The following is a 23,368-nucleotide window of genomic DNA, read 5'->3' on the forward strand; positions in this document are numbered from 1 at the left end:
GGCAGGTGGAGGTCCTCGTCGGAGGTGCAGGAGGAGACCTGCACCCGGCTGCCGTCGGGCCGCACGGTGTAGACCCGGATGGTCAACTTCGCCGCCGAAGTTGGATAGCCGCTCGGTGGCGGCCCGGCGGGCTCTTGCTGACGGTTCGTCACGTTCCTTGCTCCACGTTGCACTTGCTCCCGGGAATGGTCACTGTCTGTGCCACAAGCGTTGCCGAGCGCCGCTACCCTGGGCAAGGAGCGCCGTGTTTCCGACTCGGGCGGTGGCCGGGCGCAGAACGAGAAGGAGGCCGGACGCATGGGCTGGCAACCACGGGACCTTCAACCGGGCCTCTCGCCCCGGCACTTCTACGGCGCCGAGATCCGCCGCTGCCGAGACCTGAACGGCAGCATGTCGCTGGAGAGCCTGGGAAACATCCTCAAGTTCTCCAAGGGGCACCTCTCGCGGATCGAGAGCGGCGCGTCCAAGCCCCCGGAGGGCCTGTCGGAGAAGCTGGACGTCATCTTCGGGACCGACGGACTGTTCTGCCGGCTCTACGAGTTGGCGAAGCGGGAGCCGTTCCCCGACAAATACAGCACGTTCCACAAACTGAACGACCGCGCGGTGGAACACGCCTCGTACACGCTGTCGTTCCCGGGCATGCTCCAGACTGAGCGGGTGATCCGGGCCATCATGGACGGGGGTTCCTCCCGCGCTTCGGAGGCTGAGATCCAGAGCTGGATGACTGCCCGACTCGGACGGCAGAAACGGCTCTATGCCGAACCAGCGGTGTGCGAGTACTGGTTCATCATCGACGAGTGCGCACTTTGGCGGCCGATCGCCAGCCCGGAGGTGATGGTGGAGCAGCTCTCCGTGGTGCTGGCCGCCAGTCGGCTCCGCAATGTGACGGTCCAGATCTTGCCCTTCAGCGCTGGCGTGCACTCGCGGATGAGTGGCTCTACGTTGATCATGCTGACCTCGCCCGACGGATCGATGGCTGCCTATGAAGAGGGCAATCGATGGGGGCAGTTGCACGATGACGCGCTGACTGTCATGAGTCTTAACAAGGATTACAATCTGTTGCGGGCTCAGTCCCTCTCTCCACGGGACACCGAGGCTAAGTTCAGATCAGCCCTGGAAGGATTCGCTGAAGATGCGCGCTGACGGAATGCCTGAGAACTGGGTCAAGAGCAGCTACAGCAACGAGGACGGCGGCGACTGCGTCGAGGTGGACGCCAACCGTCCGGGCACCGTGCGTGACTCCAAGGACCCCGACGGGCCGCGTCTGCGCTTCGCCCCCGCGTCCTGGGCCGCCTTCGTCTCCTCCGCCGCCGCAGGCGAGTTCGGCAACATCTGATCCCTGGCGCGAATGTCTGCCACTCGACCCACGTCGAACAGATCGGTGATATGACGTCGGCATCGAGGCCGACGGTTCGGTGTCCCGGGGGGTCGGGCCCGGATGTCGGGTGGACGACGCGGTGGGGGGTCCGATGAAGCCGGTGAAGAGAAGTAGTCCTGCCCGGATAGCCCTGGTGGGGGTGGGGTTGGGATTCCTCCTGATCTCGGTCGCCAGCCTGGCCGACAGCTCGGCGGCCGGAGAGCGGGCGTTTCACGCGGTCCTGCTGGTCGCCTCCGTGGTGTGGTGCTTCCGGGTGGCCCGGACGGGGTTGGTCGTCGACCGGCACGGCATCGTCCTGCGGTCGATCGGGCGTTCCCGCCGGGTTTCCTGGCGGCAGGTCAAGGTGGTTGAGGTCCGCGAAGCGGGAAGGCCGGGCACGCTCGACTGCTGGCTGATCGAGTTGCGGTTGCGCGGCGGCCGGGTCCTGCGGCTGGAGGAGACGACGAGCCGGACGCGGAGCCACGTCGAGGAGTTCGGCCGCCGGATGGTCGCGTTGCGGCCGGCGCACCTCGGTGACGGCATCGAACTGCTGGGCCTGGAGGGCACCGGCCGGCCGGACAAGGACGCGGTCGTCGGTCCGGACGGGGTGCCGGTGCTGGTCCGGTTGACCGGCCCGGGCGGGGTGCAGTTGAACTGGAGCGCTGCGGTCCTGCCGGACGGCCCGCTGATCGCGCTGGTGGCCCTGGTGCTGATCGGCATCGGGAAACTGGTGTCGGCCGTCGTGCGGGAGATCCGCAAGAAGCCGAAGTACGAGGTCGACATCGAGGTCGGCGGGCCGGAGCCGCGCAGGGTCACGCTGCCGTTCGACTCGCGGGCGCGGGCCACCGAGCGGGTCCGCGAGCTGGTCGCCGCCATCGGCGAACGCGGTGCGGAGGCCGTACCCGGCGCCTCCGAGCGGTAGCGGGGGTTCGGTGGGGCCGAGTTGCCCCAGGGCCGTCCGGCGCGTCTGCTTCCGGTTCTGTTCACGGCACGCAGCAGCACGGACCCGCCGTTCCCCGAGCCCCTGATTGCGCCTTCCGCGACGTGAACCGTCCCGCCCGCGCCGTCTTGAGCGGGACGGGGCGCGGGCGGGACGGGGTCAGAGGGCGGCGACGGTGGCCAGGTGGTCGGGCATCTCGCCGCCGCTGTCCAGGAAGTGGGTCAGCGGGAGGGTGGCCGCGCCGAGCGTCACCGCGTCCGGGCCGAGGTCGGAGAGGGTGATGGTGGTGCGGGAGCGGGGGTAGGAGAGGGCGTAGCGGGTCGCGGCCTCGTCGATCGCGGGGAGCATCCGGGGGCCGAGCAGCAGGCCCGCCCAGCCGCCGATGACGATCCGCTCGGGGTTGAAGAGGTTGACCAGGTCGGCGATGGCGGCGCCGAGGAGTTCGGCGGCCTCGTCGAGCAGGGCGACGGCGCTGGGCCGCCCCTCCTCGGCGGCCCGCAGCAGCGCGGCCAGGCCGGCCTTCTCGCTGGTGCCGGGCACGGTGCCGTCCCAGCGTTCGACCAGGGCCTCGGCGCCGACGTACGCCTCCAGGCAGCCGCGCGAGCCGCACCGGCAGGGGCGGCCGCCGACGTGCACCTTGGTGTGGCCCCACTCGCCGGCCGAGCTGCTCGCGCCGCGGAAGCGGGCGCCGTCGGCGATCACGCAGGCGCCGACGCCGGAGCCGAACAGGGCGACCACGGCGTGTCGGCTGCCGCGTCCGGCACCGAACCACATCTCGGCCTGGCCGAGGGTCTTGGCGCCGTTGTCGACGTACAGCGGCAGCGGGGTGTGCTCGCGCAGCAGGCGGCCGAACGGGACGGCGTCCCAGTCGAAGGTCTGGCCGTGCACGACGACGTCGGCGCCGGGGTCGGCGCCGGTGCCCTGCTCGACGACGCCGGGGACGCCGATGCCGATGCCGAGCACGTTCTCGGCGGGGACGCCGGCGGCGGCGAGCACCTGGTCGAGGCCGCTGGCGATCATGCGGACGACCCGCTCGGGGTCGTGCGCGGCGAGCAGCGGCTGGTCGGCCGAGGCGAGTTCGGTGAGCGCGAGGTCGAACAGGGTGACCCGGACCTGGGTCTCGCCGATGTCGATGCCGACCAGGTGGGCCTGGCCGGGGGTGACCCGGAGCAGGATGCGGGGACGGCCGCCGTCGGACTCGACGGATCCGCACTCCTCGATCAGCCCGTCGGTGAGCAACTCTCCCGTTACGTTGCTGACCGATCCGGCGCTCAGTCCGGTGGCGGTGCCCAGCTCCTGGCGGCTCAGCGGACCGTGGAAGTACAGGTGTCGCAGTAGCGTGGAACGGCTGCTCCGGCGCAGGTCGCGAACGGTCTGCTTGCCTCGCGGTGTCATCGGTGTCCCTTCTTCGTTGCAGAATCTACGCCGTCGCGCCTCTTGACGTCTACTTTTCTCAGACGTTAAATCTCGGCGTGAAGTAAGCAGTTCCCACTGCTTCTTCACCCCCACGAGACGACAGCCCGAGAGGGGCTCCTCCCATGCGCACCCACCGGATCTCCGCCGCCCTCGCCCTGACCGCCGCGATCGTCCTGACCGCCTCCGCCTGTGGCGGCGGCGACAGCGGCGGCGGCAGCAACTCCAGCCCGAAGACCCTGACGTACTGGGCCTCCAACCAGGGCAGCAGCCTGGAGAACGACAAGCAGGTGCTGGAGCCCGAGCTGAAGAAGTTCGAGGCGCAGACCGGCATCAAGGTCAACCTCGAAGTGATCCCCTGGTCCGACCTGCTGAACAGAATCCTCGCCGCCACCGCGTCCGGCCAGGGCCCGGACGTGCTGAACATCGGCAACACCTGGTCCGCCTCCCTCCAGGCGACCGGCGCGCTGCTCCCGTTCGACCAGGCCACCTTCGACAAGATCGGCGGCAAGGACCGCTTCCTGGAGTCGACCATCGCCTCGGCCGGCGCCAAGGGCAAGGACCCGGCGGCCGTCCCGCTGTACTCGATGGCCTACGGCCTGTACTACAACAAGAAGCTGTTCCAGGCGGCCGGGATCGCCAACCCGCCCACCACCTGGGAGGAGCTCGTCGAGGACGGCAAGAAGCTGACCTCGGGCGACAAGTACGGCATCGCGATCGAGGGCGGCAACGTCTCGGAGAACGTGCACAACGTCTTCACCCTCGGCATGCAGCACGGCACCGGCTTCTTCGACGCCTCGGGCAAGCCGACCTTCGACAGCCCGGAGGCCGTCGCCGCGGTCAAGCAGTACGTCGACTTCATCGCCAACGACAAGATCGCCGCCCCCGGCAACGCCGAGTACGCCGCCAACCAGTCGGTGACCGACTTCGCCACCGGCAAGGCCGCGATGCTGATGTGGCAGTCCGCGGGCGCCAACCTCAAGTCGCACGGCATGAACCCCGACGACTACGGCGTCGTCCCGGTCCCGGCCCCGGCCGGCGCCACCGGTGACAAGGCCACCACCTCGATGGTGGCCGGCATCAACCTGGCGGTCTTCAAGAACACCAAGAACCTCGACGGCGCCCTGAACTTCGTGAAGTTCATGACCAGCGACGAGGAGCAGAAGACCCTCAACGGCACCTACGGCTCGCTGCCGTCGGTCAAGGCCGCGCAGTCCGACGCCGCGTTCTCCACCCCGGAGCTGCAGACCCTCGCGGGCGTCCTGCAGAAGAGCGCCGCGCCGCTCCCGCAGGTCCCGAGCGAGAGCCAGTTCGAGACCCTGATCGGCACCGCGGTCAAGAACCTGCTGGCCTCCGCCGCCGCGGGCAAGCCGATCACCGATGCCACGGTCAAGGACGAGCTGTCCAAGGCCCAGCAGCAGATGCCGGCGAGCTGACCCACGTGTCCGAAAAACTGATCGACCGTAAGGCCGTCGGCAACGGCAAGGAGGTCGCCCCGAAGGGGGCGGCCCCCGCCCGCCGGCGCATCCGCGAGAAGTTCGGGCGCAGCGCACTGCCCTACCTGCTGCTGCTCCCGGCCCTGCTGGCCGAGCTGCTGATCCACCTGGTGCCGATGGTCACCGGCATCGTGATGGCCTTCAAGCAGCTGACCCAGTTCTTCATCCGCGACTGGGGCTCGGCGCCCTGGTCCGGCTTCGACAACTTCAAGGTGGCGCTGGACTTCAACGCCCCGGTCGGCAAGGCGCTGCTGCACTCGTTCTGGGTGACCTGCATGTTCACCGTGCTGTCGGTGGGCCTGTCCTGGCTGATCGGCGTCACCGCCTCGATCTTCACCCAGGACGCGTTCCGCGGCCGCGGGCTGCTGCGGGCGGCGTTCATGCTTCCGTACGCGCTGCCGGTGTTCGCGGCCGTGATCACCTGGTCGTTCATGTTCCAGCGGGACACCGGCCTGATCAACCACGTGCTGCACGACCAGCTGCACCTGACCAGCGACAAGCCGTTCTGGCTGATCGGCGACAACAGCTTCTGGGCGCTGCTGACCGTCTCGGTCTGGAAGTCCTGGCCGTTCGCCTTCCTCACCCTCACCGCGGGCCTGCAGAACATCCCGCGCGAGCTGTACGAGGCCGCCTCGCTGGACGGCGCCGGCGTCTGGCAGCAGATCCGCCGGATCACCCTGCCCTCGCTGCGCCCGGTCAACCTGGTGCTGGTGCTGGTGCTCTTCCTGTGGACGTTCAACGACTTCAACACGCCGTTCGTGCTGTTCGGCAAGTCCGCCCCGCAGGCCGCCGACCTGATCTCGATCCACATCTACCAGTCCTCCTTCATCACCTGGAACTTCGGCCAGGGCTCCGCGATGTCGGTGCTGCTGCTGCTGTTCCTGCTGCTGGTGACCGCGGTCTACCTGCTCGCCACCAACCGCCGTCGGGAGGACGCAGAATGATCAACCCGCCCGCCTCCTTCCGCTGGCTGCGCCGAGTCGTGCTGCTGGTGCTGGCCGTCTTCACCCTGACCCCGGTCGCGGTGATGCTGAGCTCCTCGCTCAAGCCGCTGCGCGACGTCCAGGGCCCGTGGCGCTGGATCCCCAGCGAGCTGACCTTCCGGCCGTACATCGACATCTGGAAGACCGTCCCGCTCGCGAAGTACTTCACCAACTCGCTGATCGTGGCCGGCTCGGCCACCGCGCTGTCCGTGCTGATCGCGCTGCTGGCCGGCTACGCGGTGAGCCGCTACCGCTTCCGCGGCAAGAAGATCTTCACGATCACCGTGCTGTCCACCCAGATGTTCCCCGGCATCCTGTTCCTGCTGCCGCTGTTCCTGATCTTCGTCAACATCGGCAACTCGACCGGCATCGCCCTCTACGGCAGCCGCGGCGGCCTGATCCTCACCTACCTGACCTTCTCGCTGCCGTTCTCCATCTGGATGCTGGCCGGGTACCTGGACTCCATCCCGCGCGACCTCGACGAGGCCGCCGCCGTGGACGGCTGCGGGCCGATCCGCACCCTCGTGCAGATCATCGTCCCGGCCGCCCTGCCCGGCATCATCGCGGTCGCCGTCTACGCCTTCATGACCGCCTGGGGCGAGGTGCTGTTCGCCTCCGTCATGACCAACGACCAGACCCGCACGCTGGCCGTCGGGCTCCAGGGGTACGCCACGCAGACCGACGTCTACTGGAACCAGGTGATGGCCGCCTCGCTGGTCGTCAGCCTCCCCGTCGTCGCCGGATTCCTGCTGCTGCAGCGCTACCTGGTGGCCGGTCTGACCGCCGGTGCCGTCAAGTGAGGCACCGTCAGGGTGCCGCCAACTGACGCACCCGCACCGGACCAGCCGCCCCCTCACCCTCGAAAGGACCACCCGTGAACCACCTCGACGCGCTGCCGGCCAACTTCCGCTGGGGAGCAGCCACCGCCGCCTACCAGATCGAGGGCGCCGCCAGCACCGACGGCCGGGCGCCGTCGATCTGGGACACCTTCTCGCACACCCCCGGCAAGATCGACAACAACGACAACGGCGACGTGGCCTGCGACCACTACCACCGCTGGCCGCAGGACCTCGACCTCGCCAAGAACCTCGGCCTGGACGCCTACCGGTTCTCCATCGCCTGGCCCCGCGTGGTGCCGCTGGCCGACGGCAGGGTCAACGCGGCCGGCCTCGACTTCTACGACCGCCTGGTCGACGGCATGCTGGAGCGCGGCCTCACCCCGTTCCCCACCCTCTACCACTGGGACCTCCCGCAGGCCCAGCAGGACCGCGGCGGCTGGCCCGAGCGCTCCACCGCCGAGCGCTTCGCCGAGTACGCGGCCGTGGTCGCCGAGCGCCTCGGCGACCGGGTCCGCGACTGGTGCACCCTCAACGAGCCGCTCTGCTCCTCCTGGATCGGCCACCTCGAAGGCAAGATGGCCCCCGGCGTCACCGACCTGACCGCCGCCGTCCGCACCTCCTACCACCTGCACCTCGGCCACGGCCTCGCCGTGCAGGCCCTGCGCGCCGCCGTCCCCGGCGCCCGGATCGGCATCGTCAACAACCTCTCCACCATCGAGCCGGCCTCGCAGTCCGACGCGGACGTCGCCGCCGCCCTGCGCGCCGACGGCCACATCAACCGCTGGTGGCTCGACCCGGTCCTCGGCCGCGGCTACCCGCAGGACATGGTCGACCTGTACGGCGTCGAACTCCCGGTCCAGGACGGCGACCTGGAGATCATCTCGGCCCCGCTCGACTGGATCGGCCTCAACTACTACTTCCGCCAGATCGTCGAGGACGACCCGACCGGCGCCGTCCCGAACTTCCGCCAGGTCCCCGGCCCCAACCCCGAGCGCACCGCCATGGACTGGGAGGTGCACGCCCCCGGCATCGAGGAGCTCCTGCTGCGCCTCACCGAGGAGTACGGCGTCCGCGAGATCTACGTGACCGAGAACGGCTCCGCCTACCAGGACACCGTCACCTCCGACGGCCGGGTCGACGACCCCGAGCGCACCGCCTACCTGGAGTCCCACCTCGCCGCCTGCGCCCGCGCCGTCGCCAAGGGCGCCCCGCTGGCCGGCTACTTCGCCTGGTCCCTGCTCGACAACTTCGAGTGGGCGTACGGCTACGACAAGCGCTTCGGCCTCGTCCACGTCGACTACGACACCCAGGTCCGCACCCTCAAGTCCAGCGGCGAGCGCTACGCCCAGCTCATCGCCGCCCACCGGGCCCGGGCCTGACCACCCGCCCGGCGGAGGCAACGAGAGGCAGGGCCCCGGGAGCGACCGACGCTCCCGGGGCCCTGCCCCTGTCGCACGTCCTACCTGCTACCGGGCGTCAGCGGCCCTGCAGGGCCTTGACGTTGTCGCCGAAGGTCCAGCCCTTCGAGCCGTCCCAGTTGAGGGACCAGGTCATCAGGCCCTTCAGCTGGCCGTTGAAGGAGCCGTACGCCTGTGAGACCAGGCTGGGGGCCATGTAGCCGCCGCCCGCGCCCGGCTGGGCCGGGAGGCCGGGGACCTGCTTGTCGTAGGGGACCTTGATGGTGGTGCCCTGGATGGTCAGGCCGTTGTTGAGGCAGGTGGTCTGGGCGGTGAAGCCCTGGACGGTGCCGGCCGAGTAGGAGTCGCCGGAGCAGCCGTACATGGAGCCGTTGTAGTACTGCATGTTCAGCCACCACAGCCGGCCGTTGTCGACGTACTTCTTGATGATCGGCAGGTACGAGCCCCAGATGGAGCCGTAGGTGACGCTGCCGCCGGTGACGTACGCGGTCTCCGGGGCCATGGTCAGGCCGAAGCCGGCCGGCATCTGGGCGAGCACGCCGTCGATGATCCGGATCAGGTTGGACTGCGAGGCGGACAGGGTGCCGATGCTGCCGCTGCCGGACAGGCCGGTCTCGATGTCGATGTCGATGCCGTCGTAGTTGTACTTCTTCAGGATCGGCACGATGGTCGAGACGAACTTGTCGGCGACCGCGCTGGAGCTGAGGTCGATGCCCGCGGCGGCGCCGCCGATCGACATCAGGATGGTCGCGCCGTTGGCCTTGGCCTGGCACATCTCGGCGGGGGTGGGCACCTTGACGCCGGTGTCCATGCCGTCCTGCCAGAGCACGGTGCCGTCGGAGAGGATCACCGGGAACGCGGTGGTGACCACGTTGTAGCCGTGCTGGCCGATCCGGCTGTCGGTGATCGGGGTCCAACCGAGTCCCGGGTGCACGCCGTTGGAGGCGCCGTCCCAGTTCTCCCAGTAGCCCTGCAGCACCTTGCCGGTCGGCCGGGGCTTGGTCGCGCAGGTGGCGTCACCGGGCGGGTTGCTGGTCGGCGGCTGCGAGGTCGGCGGCTGCGACGTGGGGGGCTGGGAGGTCGGCGGCTGCGACGTGGGGGGCTGCGAGGTCGGCGGCTGCGAGGTGGGGGGCTGCGAGGTCGGCGCGCTGGTCGACGGGGACGGGCTGCCGCTGCCGCCGGGGCCGCTGAGCACCAGGTCGTCGGCGTAGAACGCGGGCTGGCCGTACCAGCCGTGCACGAAGACGGTCACCGAGGTGGTGGACGCACCGGTGGAGAAGGTGGTGCTGAGCTGGCCGTAGGAGGCGTTGCCCGGGGCCCAGGTGGAGGCGTTCACGCCGGTGCCGGTGGCGCCGAGGTAGACGTAGTTGCCCTGGACGAAGCCGCTCAGGGTGTACTGCGAGTTCGGCTGCACGCTGATGGTCTGCGAGCACTGCGCGGTGTCCTGGCCGCCCGGGGTGGCCTTGAGCGCGGAGGTGCCGCCGTGCACCGGGGTGGTGACGACCGTGGCGCCGGAGCCGCTGGTGCAGGTCCAGTTGGCCAGGCCGCTCTCGAAGCCGGGGTTGGCGATCAGGTTGGCGACGTCGGCGGACGCGGTGACCGTGCCGGCCACGGCGAGGCCGGCGCCGATCACGGCGGCGGCGCTGACGCCGGCCAGCGTCCGGCGTCCGGCGCTCTGGCGGGTCCGGGCGTGGCTGACCCGGGGCGCGTGCTCGGCACGCTCCACGGGCGAGTACGACCTTCGACGGAACATCGTGATCCCTTCCCGCCGAAACACCTGGTCATGGGCATGACCAACGCTGTGGGGGCGCGGTGCCCGGCTGTGGGTGAGGTGGGGACATGTGGGGGGTTGTGCCCAGCCGGATCGTAGGAGCGGGGGCAAGGGGCGTCAATAGGTCTGGACCAATAACGAGGGTCTGGACCATTTTCGGGAAGGGTCGCCGAGCCCGGCCGCCCGGCGCCCGCGCCCCCGTACGCCCTTCCCGCCGACGGCCGCCGCGGCGCACACTGGACCAGGCCCCCGGACGCCGAGCGGAACGAGACCGGACGTGGACGTGGAGCACCCCACCCCCGCCGCCCTGCTCGCCGAAGCCTGCGCCGCCGCCGGGCGCTCCGACGCCGGCGCGGAGCTGATCCGGGCCGGTGAGAACACCCTGTGGCGGCTGCCCGGCGGGGTGGTCGCCCGGATCGGACGACCCGGCCAACTCGCGGCGGCCGCGAAGGAGTTGACCGTCGCCCGCTGGCTGCACCGGCACCGGGTGCCGGCCGTCCGGCCGCTCGGCCACCAGCCCGCGCCGCTGGCCGTCCGGGGCCGTCCGGCCACCTTCTGGCACGAACTGCCCCCGCACCGGCCCGGCACCGCCGCCGAACTGGCCGCCGCCCTGCGCCGCCTGCACCGGCTGCCCCCGCCGGAGACCCGGCTGCCCGCCCTCGACCCGTTCGTCCGCCTCCCCGAGCGGATCGACGCCGCCGGACTGGACCGCCCGCTCCACCGCCGGCTGCACGACCGGCTCACCGAACTGCGCACCGCCTGGCGCGAACTCGCCCTCCCCGCACGGGAGTCCACCGTCGTCCACGGCGACGCCTGGAGCGGCAACCTCGCGGTCACCGCCACCACCGCCCACCTGCTGGACTTCGAACGCACCGCGCTCGGCCCGGTCGAGTGGGACCTGACCACCACCGCCGTCGGCCGCCACACCTTCGGCACCGTCCCGCCCGGGACGTACGCCGCCTTCTGCGCCGCCTACGGCTCCGACGTCACCGAGCACCCCGGCTACCCGGTGCTCCGCGACATCCGCGAACTCCGGCTCACCTGCTACGCGTTGCAGCAGGCCACCACCGACCCGCGGCACCGCGCCCAGGCCCGCTACCGCCTGGCCTGCCTGCTCGGCGACCACGGCCCCCGGCCCTGGGGCTGGGCCCCGCTCGACTGACGCCCCGGACAACGGAGTTGACCCGCTGATCGAACTGTGACCTCGGAACCTCCACCGCTCCTCCCCGCAGCCGATACCGTCGGCACACGAGCAGGTGATCGGCCGGAGGGGAAGCATGCAGCCGCTGGGAGCGGACGATCCGCAGGAGCTGGGGGGCTTCCGCCTGCTGGGTCGACTGGGCGCGGGCGGAATGGGACAGGTCTACCTCGGCCGCACCCCCGGCGGCCGCACGGTGGCCGTGAAGGCGGTCCGGTCCGACCTGGCCCGCGACACCCAGTTCCGGGAGCGCTTCCGGCAGGAGGTCGCCGCCGCCCGCCGGGTCGGCGGCGACTGGACCGCCCCCGTCCTGGACGCCGACACCGAGGGAGCGCAGCCCTGGGTGGCCTCCGGCTTCGTGGCCGGCCCCTCGCTCGCCGAAGCCGTGCACGAGCACGGCCCGCTGCCCGGGCCCACCGTCCGGCTGCTCGGCGTCGGCCTCGCCGAGGCGCTCGCCCACGTCCACGCGCTCGGCCTGGTGCACCGCGACGTCAAACCCTCGAACGTGCTGCTGACCCTGGACGGCCCCCGGCTGATCGACTTCGGCATCGCCCGCGCCCTGGACGCCACTTCGGGGCTGACCCAGACCGGACACGTGGTCGGCTCGCCCGGCTACATGTCGCCCGAACAGGCCCAGGGACAGCCCGCCGGGCCCGCCTCGGACGTGTTCTCGCTCGGCGCCGTGCTCGCCCTGGCCGCCACCGGTCGGCAGCCGTTCGGCGACGGCGTCAGCGGTGCCGTCCTGCTCTACCGGGTGCTGCACGAGCAGCCCGACCTCGCCCAGGTCGAACCCCGGCTGCGCGAACTGCTCCTCGCCTGCCTGGCCAAGCACCCCGGCGACCGGCCCACCCCGCCGCAACTCCGGGCGCGCCTCGACCCCGAGCACACCGCCGCCGGGCAACTCGGACGCAGCAGTTGGCTGCCCGCCGACCTGGCCGCCGCCGTGGGCCGCACCGCCGTCCGGCTGCTCGACCTGGAAGCCGCCGCGCCGCTGCTCCCGCCGTCCCCGTCCCCGTCCCCGCCCCCGGTGCCCGCCGCGCCGCCCGGCCACGCCCTCCCGACCGTCTCCGGGCCCGCCCACCCGTACCCGGCCGCCCCCGCCGCACCGACCGGCTACGGGCCGCCGCCCCCGCCACCCGGACGCGGCCGGGGCCGACGCGTCGCCCTGCTGGTCGCCGCCGTCCTGGCGGTGGCGGCACTGGGCGGCTACGGGCTGGCCCGGCTCGGCTCCGGCGGCGGCACCTCGGCCGACGGCACGTCCCCGACGCCCTCCGCGTCCGCGCCCGCCAAGGACCGGCCCGCCGGCACGCCCGCCGGCACGCCCACCGGAAAGCCGACGGACGAGGCGTCCGACGAGCCGTCCGACGAGCCGTCCACGAAGGCCCCGGCGGGTGCGGCGGACAGCGACGTCCCGCCGGCGTTCCTCGGTACCTGGGAGGGCAAGGTGAACAGCGGCTCCGGCAAGGCGGACCTCAGCGTGCGGGTCGGCGAGAGCCGGATCGGCGACCAGTTCGCGGCCGGCGCCCTGCTGAACGGCGGCGGCGTCGACGGCTACTGCAGCGCCACCTGGACCCTGCTGTCGGTCACGGACACCCGGCTCCGGTTCAGCTCGAAGCTGATCGACTCCGCGTACCGGGAGTGCAACGACGGCGGGGAGCGGGTGCTCGACCTCCAGAAGGACGGCACCGTGCGCTACACGGTGGTCCTCGACGGCAAGACGGGCGAGCCGGTGACCCTGCACAAGGCGGCCTGACCAGCACCGCGCCGGCACCGTCCCCGGTCCGGCGCGGGCTCGTCGTCAGCGCGGGACCTCGGCCTGCGACCGGAACTGCCGCAGGTCCTCGGCGGTCTTGGAGATCTTCAGGCCGGACTGCACCTCGCTCTCGTCGTACACGATCGCCGTGTTGACGCCGATCGCTATGCACTGGATGCCGCTGAAGTACTGCTGGCCGTTGATGTCCGGCTGGTCCCGCTTGCTGATCGACTCCGCGCACTGCATGGTGCCGCCCAGCGGGCCGGGGTCGACGTCCTGGATGTCGTTGTAGATGGTGTGCGTGCCGCTGTCGCCCTCCTGGGGCGTCCACGCCTCCTGGATCGCCTGTGCGCGTTCCCCGTCGCTGAGCGCCTGGTCCTGCGTGACGGAGATCACCGAGGCGAAGCGTTCCCCGAACTGGCCGCCCGAGTACATCTCCATGGCGACGTCGGCGTCCGGCTGCGCCGCCCGCATGGCCTCCAGCGTTCCGCTCAGCATGCCCATGACCTCCTCGTTGTGCTCCATGCCCAGGAACGAGGAGGGGAACTGCACCTGCCACAGCTTCTGTTCCGCCGGCGGCTTCGTCCTCCCGGAACCACCGCCCGCCCCGGAGCCCCCTCCCGTCCCGGAGCCGGTGCCCGGTGTGCCGCCGGCCGCGCCGTGGGCCGCGGCCGTCCCGCCCCCGGACGGCTGCCCGGCGGCCGCCGGTCCGTCACCGTCCTTCGAGGCAAGTGCGTACGCCCCGCCGCCGACCAGCAGCACGGCGACCAGGCCGATCGCCACCCACAGGCCGGTGCGCGGGCGCCGCGGCGGCCCGGGCGGCCCGTACCCGGGCGGCGGGTAGTTGCCGGGCGGCCCGTACCCGGGCGGCGGCGGGTAGTTGCCGGGCGGGGGGAAGGACGGCGGCGGGGGGACGCTTCCCGGCGGGGTGCCGGGCGGCTGCTGGTACACGGGGACTCCCGGGTCGCGGTGTGGTCGCGGTGGCCGTGCTGTGCTGCTCCGGTGAAGGATGCCCACCGCGGGGGCCGCCCGGCACCCCCCTCGTCCCGCCGTTCCCGATCCGTAGCACGACCGCGACACAAGGCCGGTGACGCCGGGTCAGTCCACGCAGGGCACCCCGCCCAGCGCCACCGCCTTCGGCAGGAAGGCCACCGACCCGGTCGGGACGGCTGCGGCGCCGTCCGACGGCTCCGACGAGGACGACGGCGAGGACGAGGACGACGGTGAGGGCGTCGACGGGGAAGCCGGGGCCGGGGGGGCGGGCGTGACCCCGGGGCCGTCGAGCAGGAGGCTGCGGGCCGCGCCCGGCACCGCCAGGAGGTGGTTCAGGGAGGAGTCCAGGGTCACCGGCAGCGTCCGCAGGGTGCCCTGCCCGGCGGTCAGCGCCGGCACCTGGCGGACGAAGTCCACCGGGCTCCAGCCCTGGTCCACCACCAGGCTGCCGTCCAGCGCCCGGTACAGCGCGGTCAGCTTCGAGGGGTCCGCCAGCGTCCCGTCGGAGCGCAGCTTCTCCACCACCCCGGCCAGCAGCGCCTGGGCCCGCCGGGTGCGCTCCAGGTCGGACCCGTCGCCGACGCCGTGCCGCTGCCGGACGAAGGCGAGCGCCTGGGCCGCCCCCAACTCCTGCCGCCCGGCCGGGAACCGGGCCCCGCTGTACGGGTCGTCCACCGCGTGGTTCAGGCAGACCGGGATCCCGCCGAGGGCTTGGGCGACGCGGTAGAAGCCGGCCATCGACACCTCCGCGTAGTGGTCGACCCGGACGTCGGTCAGCTTCTCGACCGTCTTCAGCAGCGCCACCCTCCCGGCCTCCCGGCCGCGCGCGTACCGCTCCCTCTCCGTGCCGCCGCGGCCGGCCAGTTGTTCCAGCGCGGCCCGCTCGGCCTCCGGGTAGACCTGGTTGAGGAAGCCGGTGCCGTTCGGCCCCGGGACCAGCACGTCCCGGGGCAGCGACAGCTGCCGCACCTCGCCGCCGCCCGCCGGGACGTGCACCAGCATCATGGTGTCGGTGGCGCCCACCGCGCCCACCGCACCGGCCGCGCCCTCCGCACCGGCCGCACCGGCCGTGCCGCTGTGCAGGTCGCCGCGGAGCAGTCCCGGCGCCACCGGCCGACCCTGCGCGTCCAGGGCGTCGTCGGTGCCGACCAGCAGCAGCGTCACCCCGTCCGCCAGCGGCGCGGGCGCCGGGCTCTGGCCGGAGTGCGCCAGCTCCACCGCGGAGGTCCGTTCCCCCGGGAGGTCGCGCGGCACCGTCAGCAGCCCCGCCCCGACCGCGACCGCCGCGGTCAGCGCCCCCGCCAGCAGCACCGTGCGCCGCTGCCGGGCCCGCCTGCGCCGCCGCCCGGCCGCCAGCCCGCCGTCGACCAGCCGGGCCGTCAGCTCCGGCCCGGGGCCGCTGCCCGTCAGCCCGAAGGCCGCCCCCAACCGCACCTCGAACTCCCCTTCCCCACCGCCGGTGCCGCGCACCGCGCCGTTCTCCCCGCCGTCCCCTGCGCCGTCCACTCCGCCACTCCGTCCGTCGCACCCCGCGCCCTGCCCGCCACCGGGCCCGCCGCGTCCCGCCCTCACCGGGCCACCAACTCCGCCAGGTCCCCGCCCAGCAGTCCGCGCAGCTTGGCCAGCGCCCGCGAGCACCTGGTCCGCACCGCCGCCGAACTGTCCTTCACGATCGCCGCGGTCTCCTCCACGCTGCGGTCCTCCCAGTACCGGAGCACCACCACCGCCCGGTCGCGCGGCGGCAGCTGGGACAGCGCCTCGACCAGGGCGAGGCGCAGCGCCGAGTCCGGCCCGTCCTCGGCGACCTCGGGCAGCGCCAGGCTGGGCCGCTCGCTGCTGCTGCGCCGCCGCTGGTGCGACAGGTACGCCCGGACCAGCACGGTCTGCGCGTACCCGGCCGGGTTCTCGATCCGCCCGGCCCAGCTCGGCCGGTGCAGCCGGTGCCAGTGGGCGTACATCTGGCCCAGGGTGTCCTGCACGAGGTCCTCCGAGAGGTGGCTGTCCCCACCGGTGAGGAAGTACGCCGAGCGGTAGAGCTGCCCGGACCGGGCCGTCGCGAACGCGACGAACTCCTCCTCCATGGCGGCCCGCCGACCACTGCCCACTGCCCGTCTCCCCTCGCGCGACCCGCCCTATGACGGCGCGGGGGCCCAGGATGTTTCATCCGGACCGGAAACGCGTCCGCGGGGTCCGCGAACCCGTCCGTCCGTGAAGCATCACTGTCCGGTTGCGGACAGCCCGAGCGCCGCCGCCCGCTGGAAGGATGGGACGGCACCGCCTGTTCGTACCCCGTACTGGAGTTCCCCCATGGCCCTGCCCGACGGATCGCTCAGCCACCGCTACCGGGGCGAGCACCCCGTCCGCACCCTGTTGTTCCTCTTCCGCCCCGACCGCGCCCGGGTCCTCGGCGCGGTCGGCGTCTTCTTCGCCAAGCACGCCCCCGTCTGGCTGCTGCCCCTGATCACCGCCAACATCGTCGACGTCGTGGTCAAGCACCGCGACGTGTCCGTGCTGTGGTGGAACTCCGCGATCCTGCTGACCATCCTGCTGCTCAACCTGCCGCTGCACATGCTGTACGTGCACTGGATGCACGGCTCCATCCGCCGGATGGGCACCCGGCTGCGCTCCGCCCTGTGCCACCGGATGCAGCAGCTCTCCATCGGCTACCACTCCCGGGTCAGCGCCGGCGTCCTGCAGGCCAAGGTGATCCGCGACGTCGAGGGCATCGAGACCGCCTCCCAGCAGACCGCCGACAACGGCCTCGCCGCGATCGCCACCCTGCTCGGCGGCCTGGTCGTGATCGCGATCCAGACCCCCGCCTTCCTGCCGGTCTTCCTGGTCCTCGTCCCCGCCAGCGCCCTGCTGGTGGTCCGGCTGCGCGAACGGCTGCGCACCCAGAACGAGTCCTTCCGCCGCGAGGTCGAGCAACTCTCCTCCCGCATCGGCGAGATGACCACGCTGATCCCGATCACCCGGGCGCACGGCCTGGAGCGCACCGCGCTGCGCCGGGTCGACCGCACCCTGGGCCGGGTCCTCGACGAGGGCCTGCGCCTGGACCTGCTCAACGGCCGCTTCGGCTCGATGTCCTGGATCCTGCTCAACGCGATCGGCGTCGGCTGCCTGGCCGGCTCCGCGCTGGTCGCCTACTACGGCTGGATGAACGTCACCCCCGGCGCCGTCGTCATGCTCAGCGCCTACTTCTCCTCGCTCACCGGCTCCGTCACCACCCTGCTCACCCTCACCCCGCAGCTCGGCAAGGGCCTGGCCTCGGTCCGCTCGGCCGGCGAGGTGCTGCAGGCCCCCGACCTGGAGGAGAACGCCGGCAAGGCGGACGTCGCGGACGTCACCGGCCGGATCGACTTCCAGGGCGTCGGCCACAGCTACCACGGCGCGGACGCCCCGTCCGTCACCGGCTTCGACCTCTCGGTCCGCCCGGGCGAGACCATCGCCCTGGTCGGCGCGTCCGGCGCGGGCAAGTCCACCGTCCTCAACCTGGTGATCGGCTTCCTGCGCCCCACCGAGGGCCGGATCCTGCTCGACGGCCGCGACATGGAGGAGCTCGACCTGCGCTCCTACCGCAAGTTCCTGTCCGTCGTCCCGCAGGAGTCCATCCTGTTCGAGGGCAGCATCCGGGAGAACGTCACCTACGGCATGAAGGACGTGCCCGAGGAGACCGTCCTGGCCGCCCTGCGCGACGCCAACGCCCTGGAGTTCATCGAGCGCCTCCCCGAGGGCCTGGACACCGTGGTCGGCGAACGCGGCGCCCGGCTGTCCGGCGGCCAGAAGCAGCGCCTGGCCATCGCCCGCGCCCTGATCCGCGACCCGCGGGTGCTCATCCTGGACGAGGCCACCTCCGCCCTGGACTCCCGCTCCGAGGCGCTCGTCCAGCAGGCCCTGGCCCGCCTGGTCCGCGGCCGCACCGTCTTCGTCGTCGCCCACCGCCTGTCCACCATCCGCGGCGCCGACCGGATCGTCGTCATGCACGACGGCCGGATCGCCGAGATCGGCTCGCACGCCGAACTCCTGCGCACCGGCGGCCCGTACGCCGGCCTGCAGGCCGCCCAGCTCGCCTGAACCACCCCCTCACGGAACAGGACCACCCCGCATGACCGACCCGCTCAGCGGCAGACTCGTCCGGCTCAGGGAACTCCGCGAGGCCGACCTCCCCCGGCTCACCTCCTGGTGGCGCGAACCCGGCCTCGCCATCCAGCAGGTCACCGGCCCGGTGCACCCCCAGCCCGAGGCCCGGCTCGCCGACATGTTCCGCGCCTGGAGCCAGAACGGCGGCACCGACCTCGGCCTCTCCGTCGAAACCCTCGACACCGGCGACCTGGCCGGCCACGTCACCCTCTACGGCGCCACCCCCAAGGACCGCTGCGCCACCCTCGCCATCATCATCGGCCCGCCCCACCAGGACCGCGGCCTCGGCACCGACGTCCTGCGCACCACCATCCGCTACGGCTTCGCCGAACTCGGCCTCCACCGCATCGAACTCACCGTCAACAGCTACAACACCCGCGCCCTCGCCGCCTACCGCCGGGCCGGCTTCACCGAGGAGGGCCGCCGCCGGGAAGCCGTCTTCCGCGCCGGCAGCTGGCACGACCAGGTCCAGATGGGCGTCCTCTCCACGGAGTGGCAGGAGGACATCTGACCTTCCGGGGGCACGCCGACAGGGGCGCGGGGAACTGCGCGCCCCTGTTCGCCCGGGTTTCGCCCTCGGCACCTCGCGGGTAGCGTCGCGTTCCATGGACGTGGTGATCGCAGGTGGGCACGGCAAGATCGCGTTGCGGCTCTCGAAGCTGCTCTCCGCCCGGGGCGACGCCGTCGCCGGGCTGATCCGGAACCCGGCGCAGGCGGGGGACCTGCAGGAGGCGGGGTCGCGGCCGGTGGTGTGCGACCTGGAGGCGGTGTCGGTGGAGGCGCTGGCGGAGCACCTCGCGGGGGCGGACGCGGTGGTGTTCGCGGCCGGGGCCGGCCCGGGCAGCGGGACGGCGCGGAAGGAGACGGTGGACCGGGCGGGGGCGGTGCTGCTGGCGGACGCGGCGCAGCGGGCGGGGGTGCGCCGGTACCTGCTGGTGTCCTCGATGGGGCTGGACAAGATCGGGGACCCGGAGGTCTCGCCCGAGTTCGAGGTGTACCTGAGGGCGAAGCTGGCCGCCGAGGAGGCGGTCAAGGAACGCCCGCTGGACTGGACGGTCCTGCGCCCCGGCAGCCTGACCGACGCCCCCACCGAGCGGCACGCGCACCTCGCGCCGCCGCCCAACCGTTTCGGCGAGGTCTCCCGGGACGAGGTCGCGCACACCCTGCTGCGGCTGCTGGACGACCCGACGACGGTCCACCAGACCCTGGAACTCACCACCTGACCGCGACCGGCCCCGACCCGACCGGCCCTGGCCCGACCGGCCCCGACCGGTCGGGGCCGGGTCGCGGTTGCCCGGCGCCCCGCCGGGCGGGATCGTGGTGGTTGAGGTGAGTGCGATGGCCGAGATCGCCCTGCAGGTCGACGTCGCGGCGCCCCGGGAGCGGTTGCTGGCGGCGCTGGACACCCGCGAAGGGCTGGCGTCCTGGTGGACCACCGAGCTGGACCGGGAGGGCGAGGACCTGCTGTTCACGGTGGAGGACGCGCCGCAGCCGCTGCGGCTGCGCCGGGAGCGCGCGGACCTGGAGCGGGTGGCCTGGCGCAGCGTCGGGGTGTTCCCGCCGGCCTGGCAGGGGACGACCGTGACCTGGGACTTCTTCGACCACCCGGACGGCGCGCGGCAGTCGATGCTGCTGCTGCGCCACCTGGGCTGGGCGGCGGACGCGGGCCCGTCGGTGCCGGTGGCGGCGGGCCGCTGGGCGGAACTGGTGGTCCGGTTGAAGGACTACGCGCAGAGCGGCCGCCCGCAGCCGCTGTTCGTGCCGGGCCGCCACCCGCACCCGGGGGTGCACGCGGAGGCGGACTGACGGCGTGCGCGGCGTGCTCGGCGTGCGACGCGCCGGTTCGGACGATGACCGGCATGGAGCGGCGCGGACGGGTGAGACTGGCTGCATGTTGGGACTTCCGGACGGCATCAAGGCTTTCCTGTTCGACCTGGACGGGGTGCTGACCCAGACCGCGAAGGTGCACGCCGCGGCCTGGAAGGACATGTTCGACACCTTCCTGCGGTCCGAAGCGGCCCGCACCGGCGGCGAGTTCGTCCCGTTCGACCCGGTCGGCGAGTACGACCGGTACGTGGACGGGCGGCCCCGGCTGGACGGCACCCGGTCGTTCCTCGCCTCGCGCGGGATCGAACTGCCCGAGGGCACCCCGCAGGACCCGCCGGGCACCCGCACCGTCAACGGCCTGTCCGGCGCGAAGAACGACACCGTGCTGCGGATGATCCGCGAGCAGGGCGTGCAGCCGTACGCGGGCTCGGTGGCCTACCTGCACCGGCTGCGCGGACTCGGGCTGCCGCGCGCGGTGGTGTCGTCCAGCGCGAACTGCCGGGACGTGCTGCGGGCCGCCGGGATCGACGACCTGTTCGAGGTGGTGGTGGACGGGGTCACCGCGGCCCGCGACCACCTGGCGGGCAAGCCCGCGCCGGACACCTTCCTGGCGGCCGCGAAGGAGCTCGGGGTGGCCCCGGAGCACGCCGTGGTGTTCGAGGACGCGCTGGCGGGCGTCGCGGCCGGGCGGGCCGGCGGTTTCGGCGCGGTGGTGGGCGTGAACCGCACCGGGCAGGCCGACGCGCTGCGCGAGCACGGCGCGTCGGTGGTGGTGGACGACCTCTCCCAGCTGCTGGAGGAGCGCGGATGAGCCCGTCCGAGGCGTTCACCGTCGACCCCTGGGGGATCACCGAGCACGGCCTGGACCTGCCCGGGCAGGCCCGCGCCGAGTCGGTGTTCGCGCTGTCCAACGGCCACATCGGGCTGCGCGGCAACCTGGACGAGGGCGAGCCGCACGGCCTGCCCGGCACCTACCTGAACGGCGTGTTCGAGCTGCGCCCGCTGCCGTACGCGGAGAGCGGCTACGGCTTCCCGGAGTCCGGGCAGAGCGTCATCAACGTCACCAACGGCAAGCTGATCCGGCTGCTGGTCGACGACGAGCCGTTCGACCTGCGCTACGGCGAACTGCGCAGCCACCGGCGGACGTTGGACTTCCGGGACGGCATCCTGCGCCGGGAGGCGGAGTGGACCTCGCCGGCCGGGCGGACGGTGCGGGTGACCTCGTCCCGGCTGGTGTCGCTGACCCAGCGGGCGGTGTGCGCGGTGGACTACACGGTGGAGGCCGTGGACGGGCCGGTGCGGATCGTGCTGCAGTCCGAGCTGGTCGCCAACGAGCAGCTGCCGGGCGGCGCGGGCGACGGCGACCCGCGGGCGGCGGCGGTGCTGGAGGCCCCGCTGGCGGCCGAACTCCAGCACGCCGACGGCACCAAGGGCGTGCTGGTGCACCGCACCCGCTTCTCCGGGCTGCGGGTGGCCGCCGCGATGGACCACGTGATCGACGGGCCGGAGCGGATCGACACCACCGCCGAGTCCTCCGACGACCAGGCCCGGACCACCGCCACCACGGTGCTGAACGCCGGGGAGAAGCTGCGGCTGGTCAAGTACATCGCCTACGGCTGGTCGGCGACCCGCTCGCTGCCCGCGGTCCGGGACCAGGTGGAGGCGGCGCTGACCGCCGCCCGGTACACCGGCTGGGACGGGCTGGTGGGCGAGCAGAAGGAGTTCCTCGGCCGGTTCTGGGGCGACAACGACATCGAGATCGAGGGCGACGTCGAACTCCAGCAGGCCGTCCGGTTCGCGCTGTTCCACGTGCTGCAGGCGGGCGCCCGCAGCGAGGAGCGGGCGATCCCGGCGAAGGGCCTGACCGGGCCCGGCTACGACGGGCACTCGTTCTGGGACACCGAGACCTTCGTGCTGCCGGTGCTCACCTACTGCCTGCCGGACGCGGTCAAGCAGGCGCTGCGCTGGCGGCACACCACGCTGCCGATGGCCCGCGAGCGGGCGGCCCAACTCGGCCTGGCGGGCGCGGTGTTCCCGTGGCGGACGATCCGCGGCGAGGAGTGCTCCGGGTACTGGCCGGCCGGCACCGCCGCGTTCCACATCGGCGCGGACATCGCGGCCGCCGCCGTCCGCTACGTCCGGGCCACCGGGGACACCGAGTTCGAGCGCACCCACGGCCTGGAACTGCTGGTGGAGACCGCCCGGATGTGGCGCTCGCTCGGCCACCACGACGCCAAGGGCAACTTCCGGATCGAGGGCGTCACCGGGCCCGACGAGTACTCGGCGGTCGCCGACAACAACGTGTTCACCAACGTGATGGCGCAGGCCAACCTGTGGAACGCGGCGGACACCGCGCTCAAGTACCGGCACGAGTCGGGGCTGCTCGGGGTGGACACCGAGGAGGCCGCGGCCTGGCGCGACGCCGCCGACAAGATGTTCATCCCGTACGACGAGCAGATCGGCGTGCACCCGCAGGCCGACGGGTTCACCGACCACCAGATGTGGGACTTCGAGACCACCCCGCCGGAGAAGTACCCGCTGCTGCTGCACTACCCGTACTTCGACCTGTACCGCAAGCAGGTGGTCAAGCAGGCCGACCTGGTGCTCGCCATGCAGGTCCGCGGCGACGTGTTCACCCCCGAGCAGAAGGCCCGCAACTTCGCCTACTACGAGCGCCTGACGGTCCGCGACTCCTCGCTGTCCGCCTGCACCCAGGCGGTGATCGCCGCCGAGGTCGGCCAGCTCGACCTGGCCTACGACTACACCGCCGAAGCGGCCCTGATGGACCTGCACGACCTCGGCGGCAACACCCGCGACGGCCTGCACATGGCCTCGCTGGCGGGCGCCTGCATCGCCCTGGTCGCCGGGTTCGGCGGCCTGCGCGACCACACCGAGCAGCTGTCCTTCCGGCCCCGGCTGCCCGCCGGGCTGCAACGGCTGTGCTTCTCGATGAACGTGCGCGAGCACCTGCTGCGGGTCGACATCACCCACGCCACCACCACGTACACGCTGCGGCGCGGCAGCGTGCTGCCGGTCCTGCACGACGACGAGCAACTGCGGATCGAAGCCGGGAAGCCCGTCAGTCGCCCCACCGCGCAGGTCCCCGACCCCGGGGAGCGCCCCACCCAGCCGCCCGGCCGGGCCCCCGCCCGCCGGCACGGCCAGGTCGGCGTCAAGGTCGGGACGGTCGACCACCTGCCCGCCGAGTAGCCGCCGCGCGCCCCCGCGGCAGCCGGTCCG

At 72.6% G+C, this 23,368-nt stretch carries 20 protein-coding genes and 1 pseudogene; 15 read left to right on the forward strand and 6 right to left on the reverse strand.

Annotated features, from left to right (window positions below):
* Nucleotides 1-198: 198 nt before the first annotated feature.
* From ABD345_RS28715 to ABD345_RS28725, 3 genes are all read left to right on the forward strand, one after another.
* A complete protein-coding gene (locus tag ABD345_RS28715; protein WP_344556170.1) occupies nt 199-1,143 on the forward strand; it encodes a helix-turn-helix domain-containing protein in 945 nt (314 codons plus the stop codon).
* The gene (locus tag ABD345_RS28720) at nt 1,133-1,336 is read left to right on the forward strand and encodes a DUF397 domain-containing protein (protein ID WP_344556172.1); all 204 of its coding nucleotides are present in this window, start codon (nt 1,133-1,135) and stop codon (nt 1,334-1,336) included. Before ABD345_RS28715 ends, ABD345_RS28720 begins: the two co-directional genes overlap by 11 nt.
* 187 nt (nt 1,337-1,523) lie before the next feature.
* On the forward strand, nt 1,524-2,279 hold the full coding sequence (locus ABD345_RS28725; RefSeq protein WP_344556174.1) for a hypothetical protein: 756 nt from the start codon (nt 1,524-1,526) through the stop codon (nt 2,277-2,279).
* Nucleotides 2,280-2,456: 177 nt separating this feature from the next.
* Here ABD345_RS28725 and ABD345_RS28730 read toward each other — a convergent pair whose 3' ends face one another.
* Nucleotides 2,457-3,692: an ROK family transcriptional regulator gene (locus ABD345_RS28730; protein ID WP_344556176.1), complete on the reverse strand. Its 1,236-nt coding sequence runs from the start codon at nt 3,690-3,692 to the stop codon at nt 2,457-2,459.
* A 143-nt stretch (nt 3,693-3,835) separates the two neighbouring features.
* Here ABD345_RS28730 and ABD345_RS28735 point away from each other — a divergent pair, with 143 nt between their 5' ends.
* The 4 genes from ABD345_RS28735 to ABD345_RS28750 all read left to right on the forward strand — a co-directional run bounded on the left by ABD345_RS28735 (nt 3,836) and on the right by ABD345_RS28750 (nt 8,407).
* Complete coding sequence (locus ABD345_RS28735) at nt 3,836-5,146, forward strand: ABC transporter substrate-binding protein (RefSeq protein WP_344556178.1); 1,311 nt, start codon at nt 3,836-3,838, stop codon at nt 5,144-5,146.
* A 5-nt stretch (nt 5,147-5,151) separates the two neighbouring features.
* Nucleotides 5,152-6,150 carry a carbohydrate ABC transporter permease gene (locus ABD345_RS28740; protein ID WP_425556880.1) on the forward strand — a complete coding sequence of 333 codons (999 nt, stop codon included), beginning with the start codon at nt 5,152-5,154 and terminating at the stop codon, nt 6,148-6,150.
* Nucleotides 6,147-6,989, forward strand: a complete 843-nt coding sequence (locus ABD345_RS28745; RefSeq protein WP_123553590.1) for a carbohydrate ABC transporter permease — start codon at nt 6,147-6,149, stop codon at nt 6,987-6,989. Before ABD345_RS28740 ends, ABD345_RS28745 begins: the two co-directional genes overlap by 4 nt.
* Before the next feature lie 74 nt (nt 6,990-7,063).
* A complete protein-coding gene (locus ABD345_RS28750) occupies nt 7,064-8,407 on the forward strand; it encodes a GH1 family beta-glucosidase (protein WP_344556182.1) in 1,344 nt (447 codons plus the stop codon).
* Between the two features lie 97 nt (nt 8,408-8,504).
* Here the strand turns inward: ABD345_RS28750 and ABD345_RS28755 are convergent, their stop codons facing one another.
* Together ABD345_RS28755 and ABD345_RS28760 are read right to left on the reverse strand one after the other, a co-directional pair.
* On the reverse strand, nt 8,505-9,425 hold the full coding sequence (locus tag ABD345_RS28755) for a chitinase (RefSeq protein WP_344556286.1): 921 nt from the start codon (nt 9,423-9,425) through the stop codon (nt 8,505-8,507).
* A gap of 261 nt (nt 9,426-9,686) precedes the next feature.
* Nucleotides 9,687-10,199 (reverse strand): annotated as a pseudogene (locus tag ABD345_RS28760) (carbohydrate binding domain-containing protein); the annotation flags it as partial.
* A gap of 295 nt (nt 10,200-10,494) precedes the next feature.
* Between ABD345_RS28760 and ABD345_RS28765 the strand changes: the two are divergent.
* Both ABD345_RS28765 and ABD345_RS28770 read left to right on the forward strand, forming a co-directional pair.
* Nucleotides 10,495-11,379 (forward strand): aminoglycoside phosphotransferase family protein, encoded by an 885-nt coding sequence (locus ABD345_RS28765; RefSeq protein WP_344556184.1) that lies wholly within the window; start codon nt 10,495-10,497, stop codon nt 11,377-11,379.
* A gap of 115 nt (nt 11,380-11,494) precedes the next feature.
* The gene (locus ABD345_RS28770; protein ID WP_344556186.1) at nt 11,495-13,168 is read left to right on the forward strand and encodes a protein kinase domain-containing protein; all 1,674 of its coding nucleotides are present in this window, start codon (nt 11,495-11,497) and stop codon (nt 13,166-13,168) included.
* 45 nt (nt 13,169-13,213) lie between these two features.
* On the opposite strand, the gene ABD345_RS28775 is transcribed toward ABD345_RS28770, so the two are convergent.
* The 3 genes from ABD345_RS28775 to ABD345_RS28785 all read right to left on the reverse strand — a co-directional run bounded on the left by ABD345_RS28775 (nt 13,214) and on the right by ABD345_RS28785 (nt 16,242).
* On the reverse strand, nt 13,214-14,119 hold the full coding sequence (locus ABD345_RS28775) for a hypothetical protein (protein WP_344556188.1): 906 nt from the start codon (nt 14,117-14,119) through the stop codon (nt 13,214-13,216).
* 147 nt (nt 14,120-14,266) lie between these two features.
* On the reverse strand, nt 14,267-15,667 hold the full coding sequence (locus ABD345_RS28780; protein ID WP_344556190.1) for an LCP family protein: 1,401 nt from the start codon (nt 15,665-15,667) through the stop codon (nt 14,267-14,269).
* A 62-nt stretch (nt 15,668-15,729) separates the two neighbouring features.
* Entirely contained in the window at nt 15,730-16,242 is a 513-nt protein-coding gene (locus tag ABD345_RS28785) for a SigE family RNA polymerase sigma factor (protein WP_344556288.1), read from the reverse strand.
* Between the two features lie 226 nt (nt 16,243-16,468).
* Here ABD345_RS28785 and ABD345_RS28790 point away from each other — a divergent pair, with 226 nt between their 5' ends.
* The 6 genes from ABD345_RS28790 to ABD345_RS28815 all read left to right on the forward strand — a co-directional run bounded on the left by ABD345_RS28790 (nt 16,469) and on the right by ABD345_RS28815 (nt 23,338).
* Nucleotides 16,469-18,235 (forward strand): ABC transporter ATP-binding protein, encoded by a 1,767-nt coding sequence (locus tag ABD345_RS28790; protein WP_344556192.1) that lies wholly within the window; start codon nt 16,469-16,471, stop codon nt 18,233-18,235.
* A 31-nt stretch (nt 18,236-18,266) separates the two neighbouring features.
* Nucleotides 18,267-18,812 (forward strand): GNAT family N-acetyltransferase, encoded by a 546-nt coding sequence (locus ABD345_RS28795; RefSeq protein ID WP_344556194.1) that lies wholly within the window; start codon nt 18,267-18,269, stop codon nt 18,810-18,812.
* A 94-nt stretch (nt 18,813-18,906) separates the two neighbouring features.
* Entirely contained in the window at nt 18,907-19,524 is a 618-nt protein-coding gene (locus ABD345_RS28800) for an SDR family oxidoreductase (protein WP_344556196.1), read from the forward strand.
* Between the two features lie 115 nt (nt 19,525-19,639).
* Nucleotides 19,640-20,107, forward strand: a complete 468-nt coding sequence (locus ABD345_RS28805; protein ID WP_344556198.1) for an SRPBCC family protein — start codon at nt 19,640-19,642, stop codon at nt 20,105-20,107.
* Between the two features lie 85 nt (nt 20,108-20,192).
* Nucleotides 20,193-20,939, forward strand: coding sequence for an HAD family hydrolase (locus tag ABD345_RS28810; protein WP_344556200.1), 747 nt, complete (start codon nt 20,193-20,195; stop codon nt 20,937-20,939).
* A complete protein-coding gene (locus ABD345_RS28815; RefSeq protein ID WP_344556202.1) occupies nt 20,936-23,338 on the forward strand; it encodes a glycoside hydrolase family 65 protein in 2,403 nt (800 codons plus the stop codon). The genes ABD345_RS28810 and ABD345_RS28815 overlap by 4 nt, the downstream gene beginning before the upstream one ends.
* Nucleotides 23,339-23,368 lie beyond the last annotated feature (30 nt).

This window comes from Kitasatospora saccharophila, assembly GCF_039529925.1.
GTDB lineage: Bacteria > Actinomycetota > Actinomycetes > Streptomycetales > Streptomycetaceae > Kitasatospora > Kitasatospora saccharophila.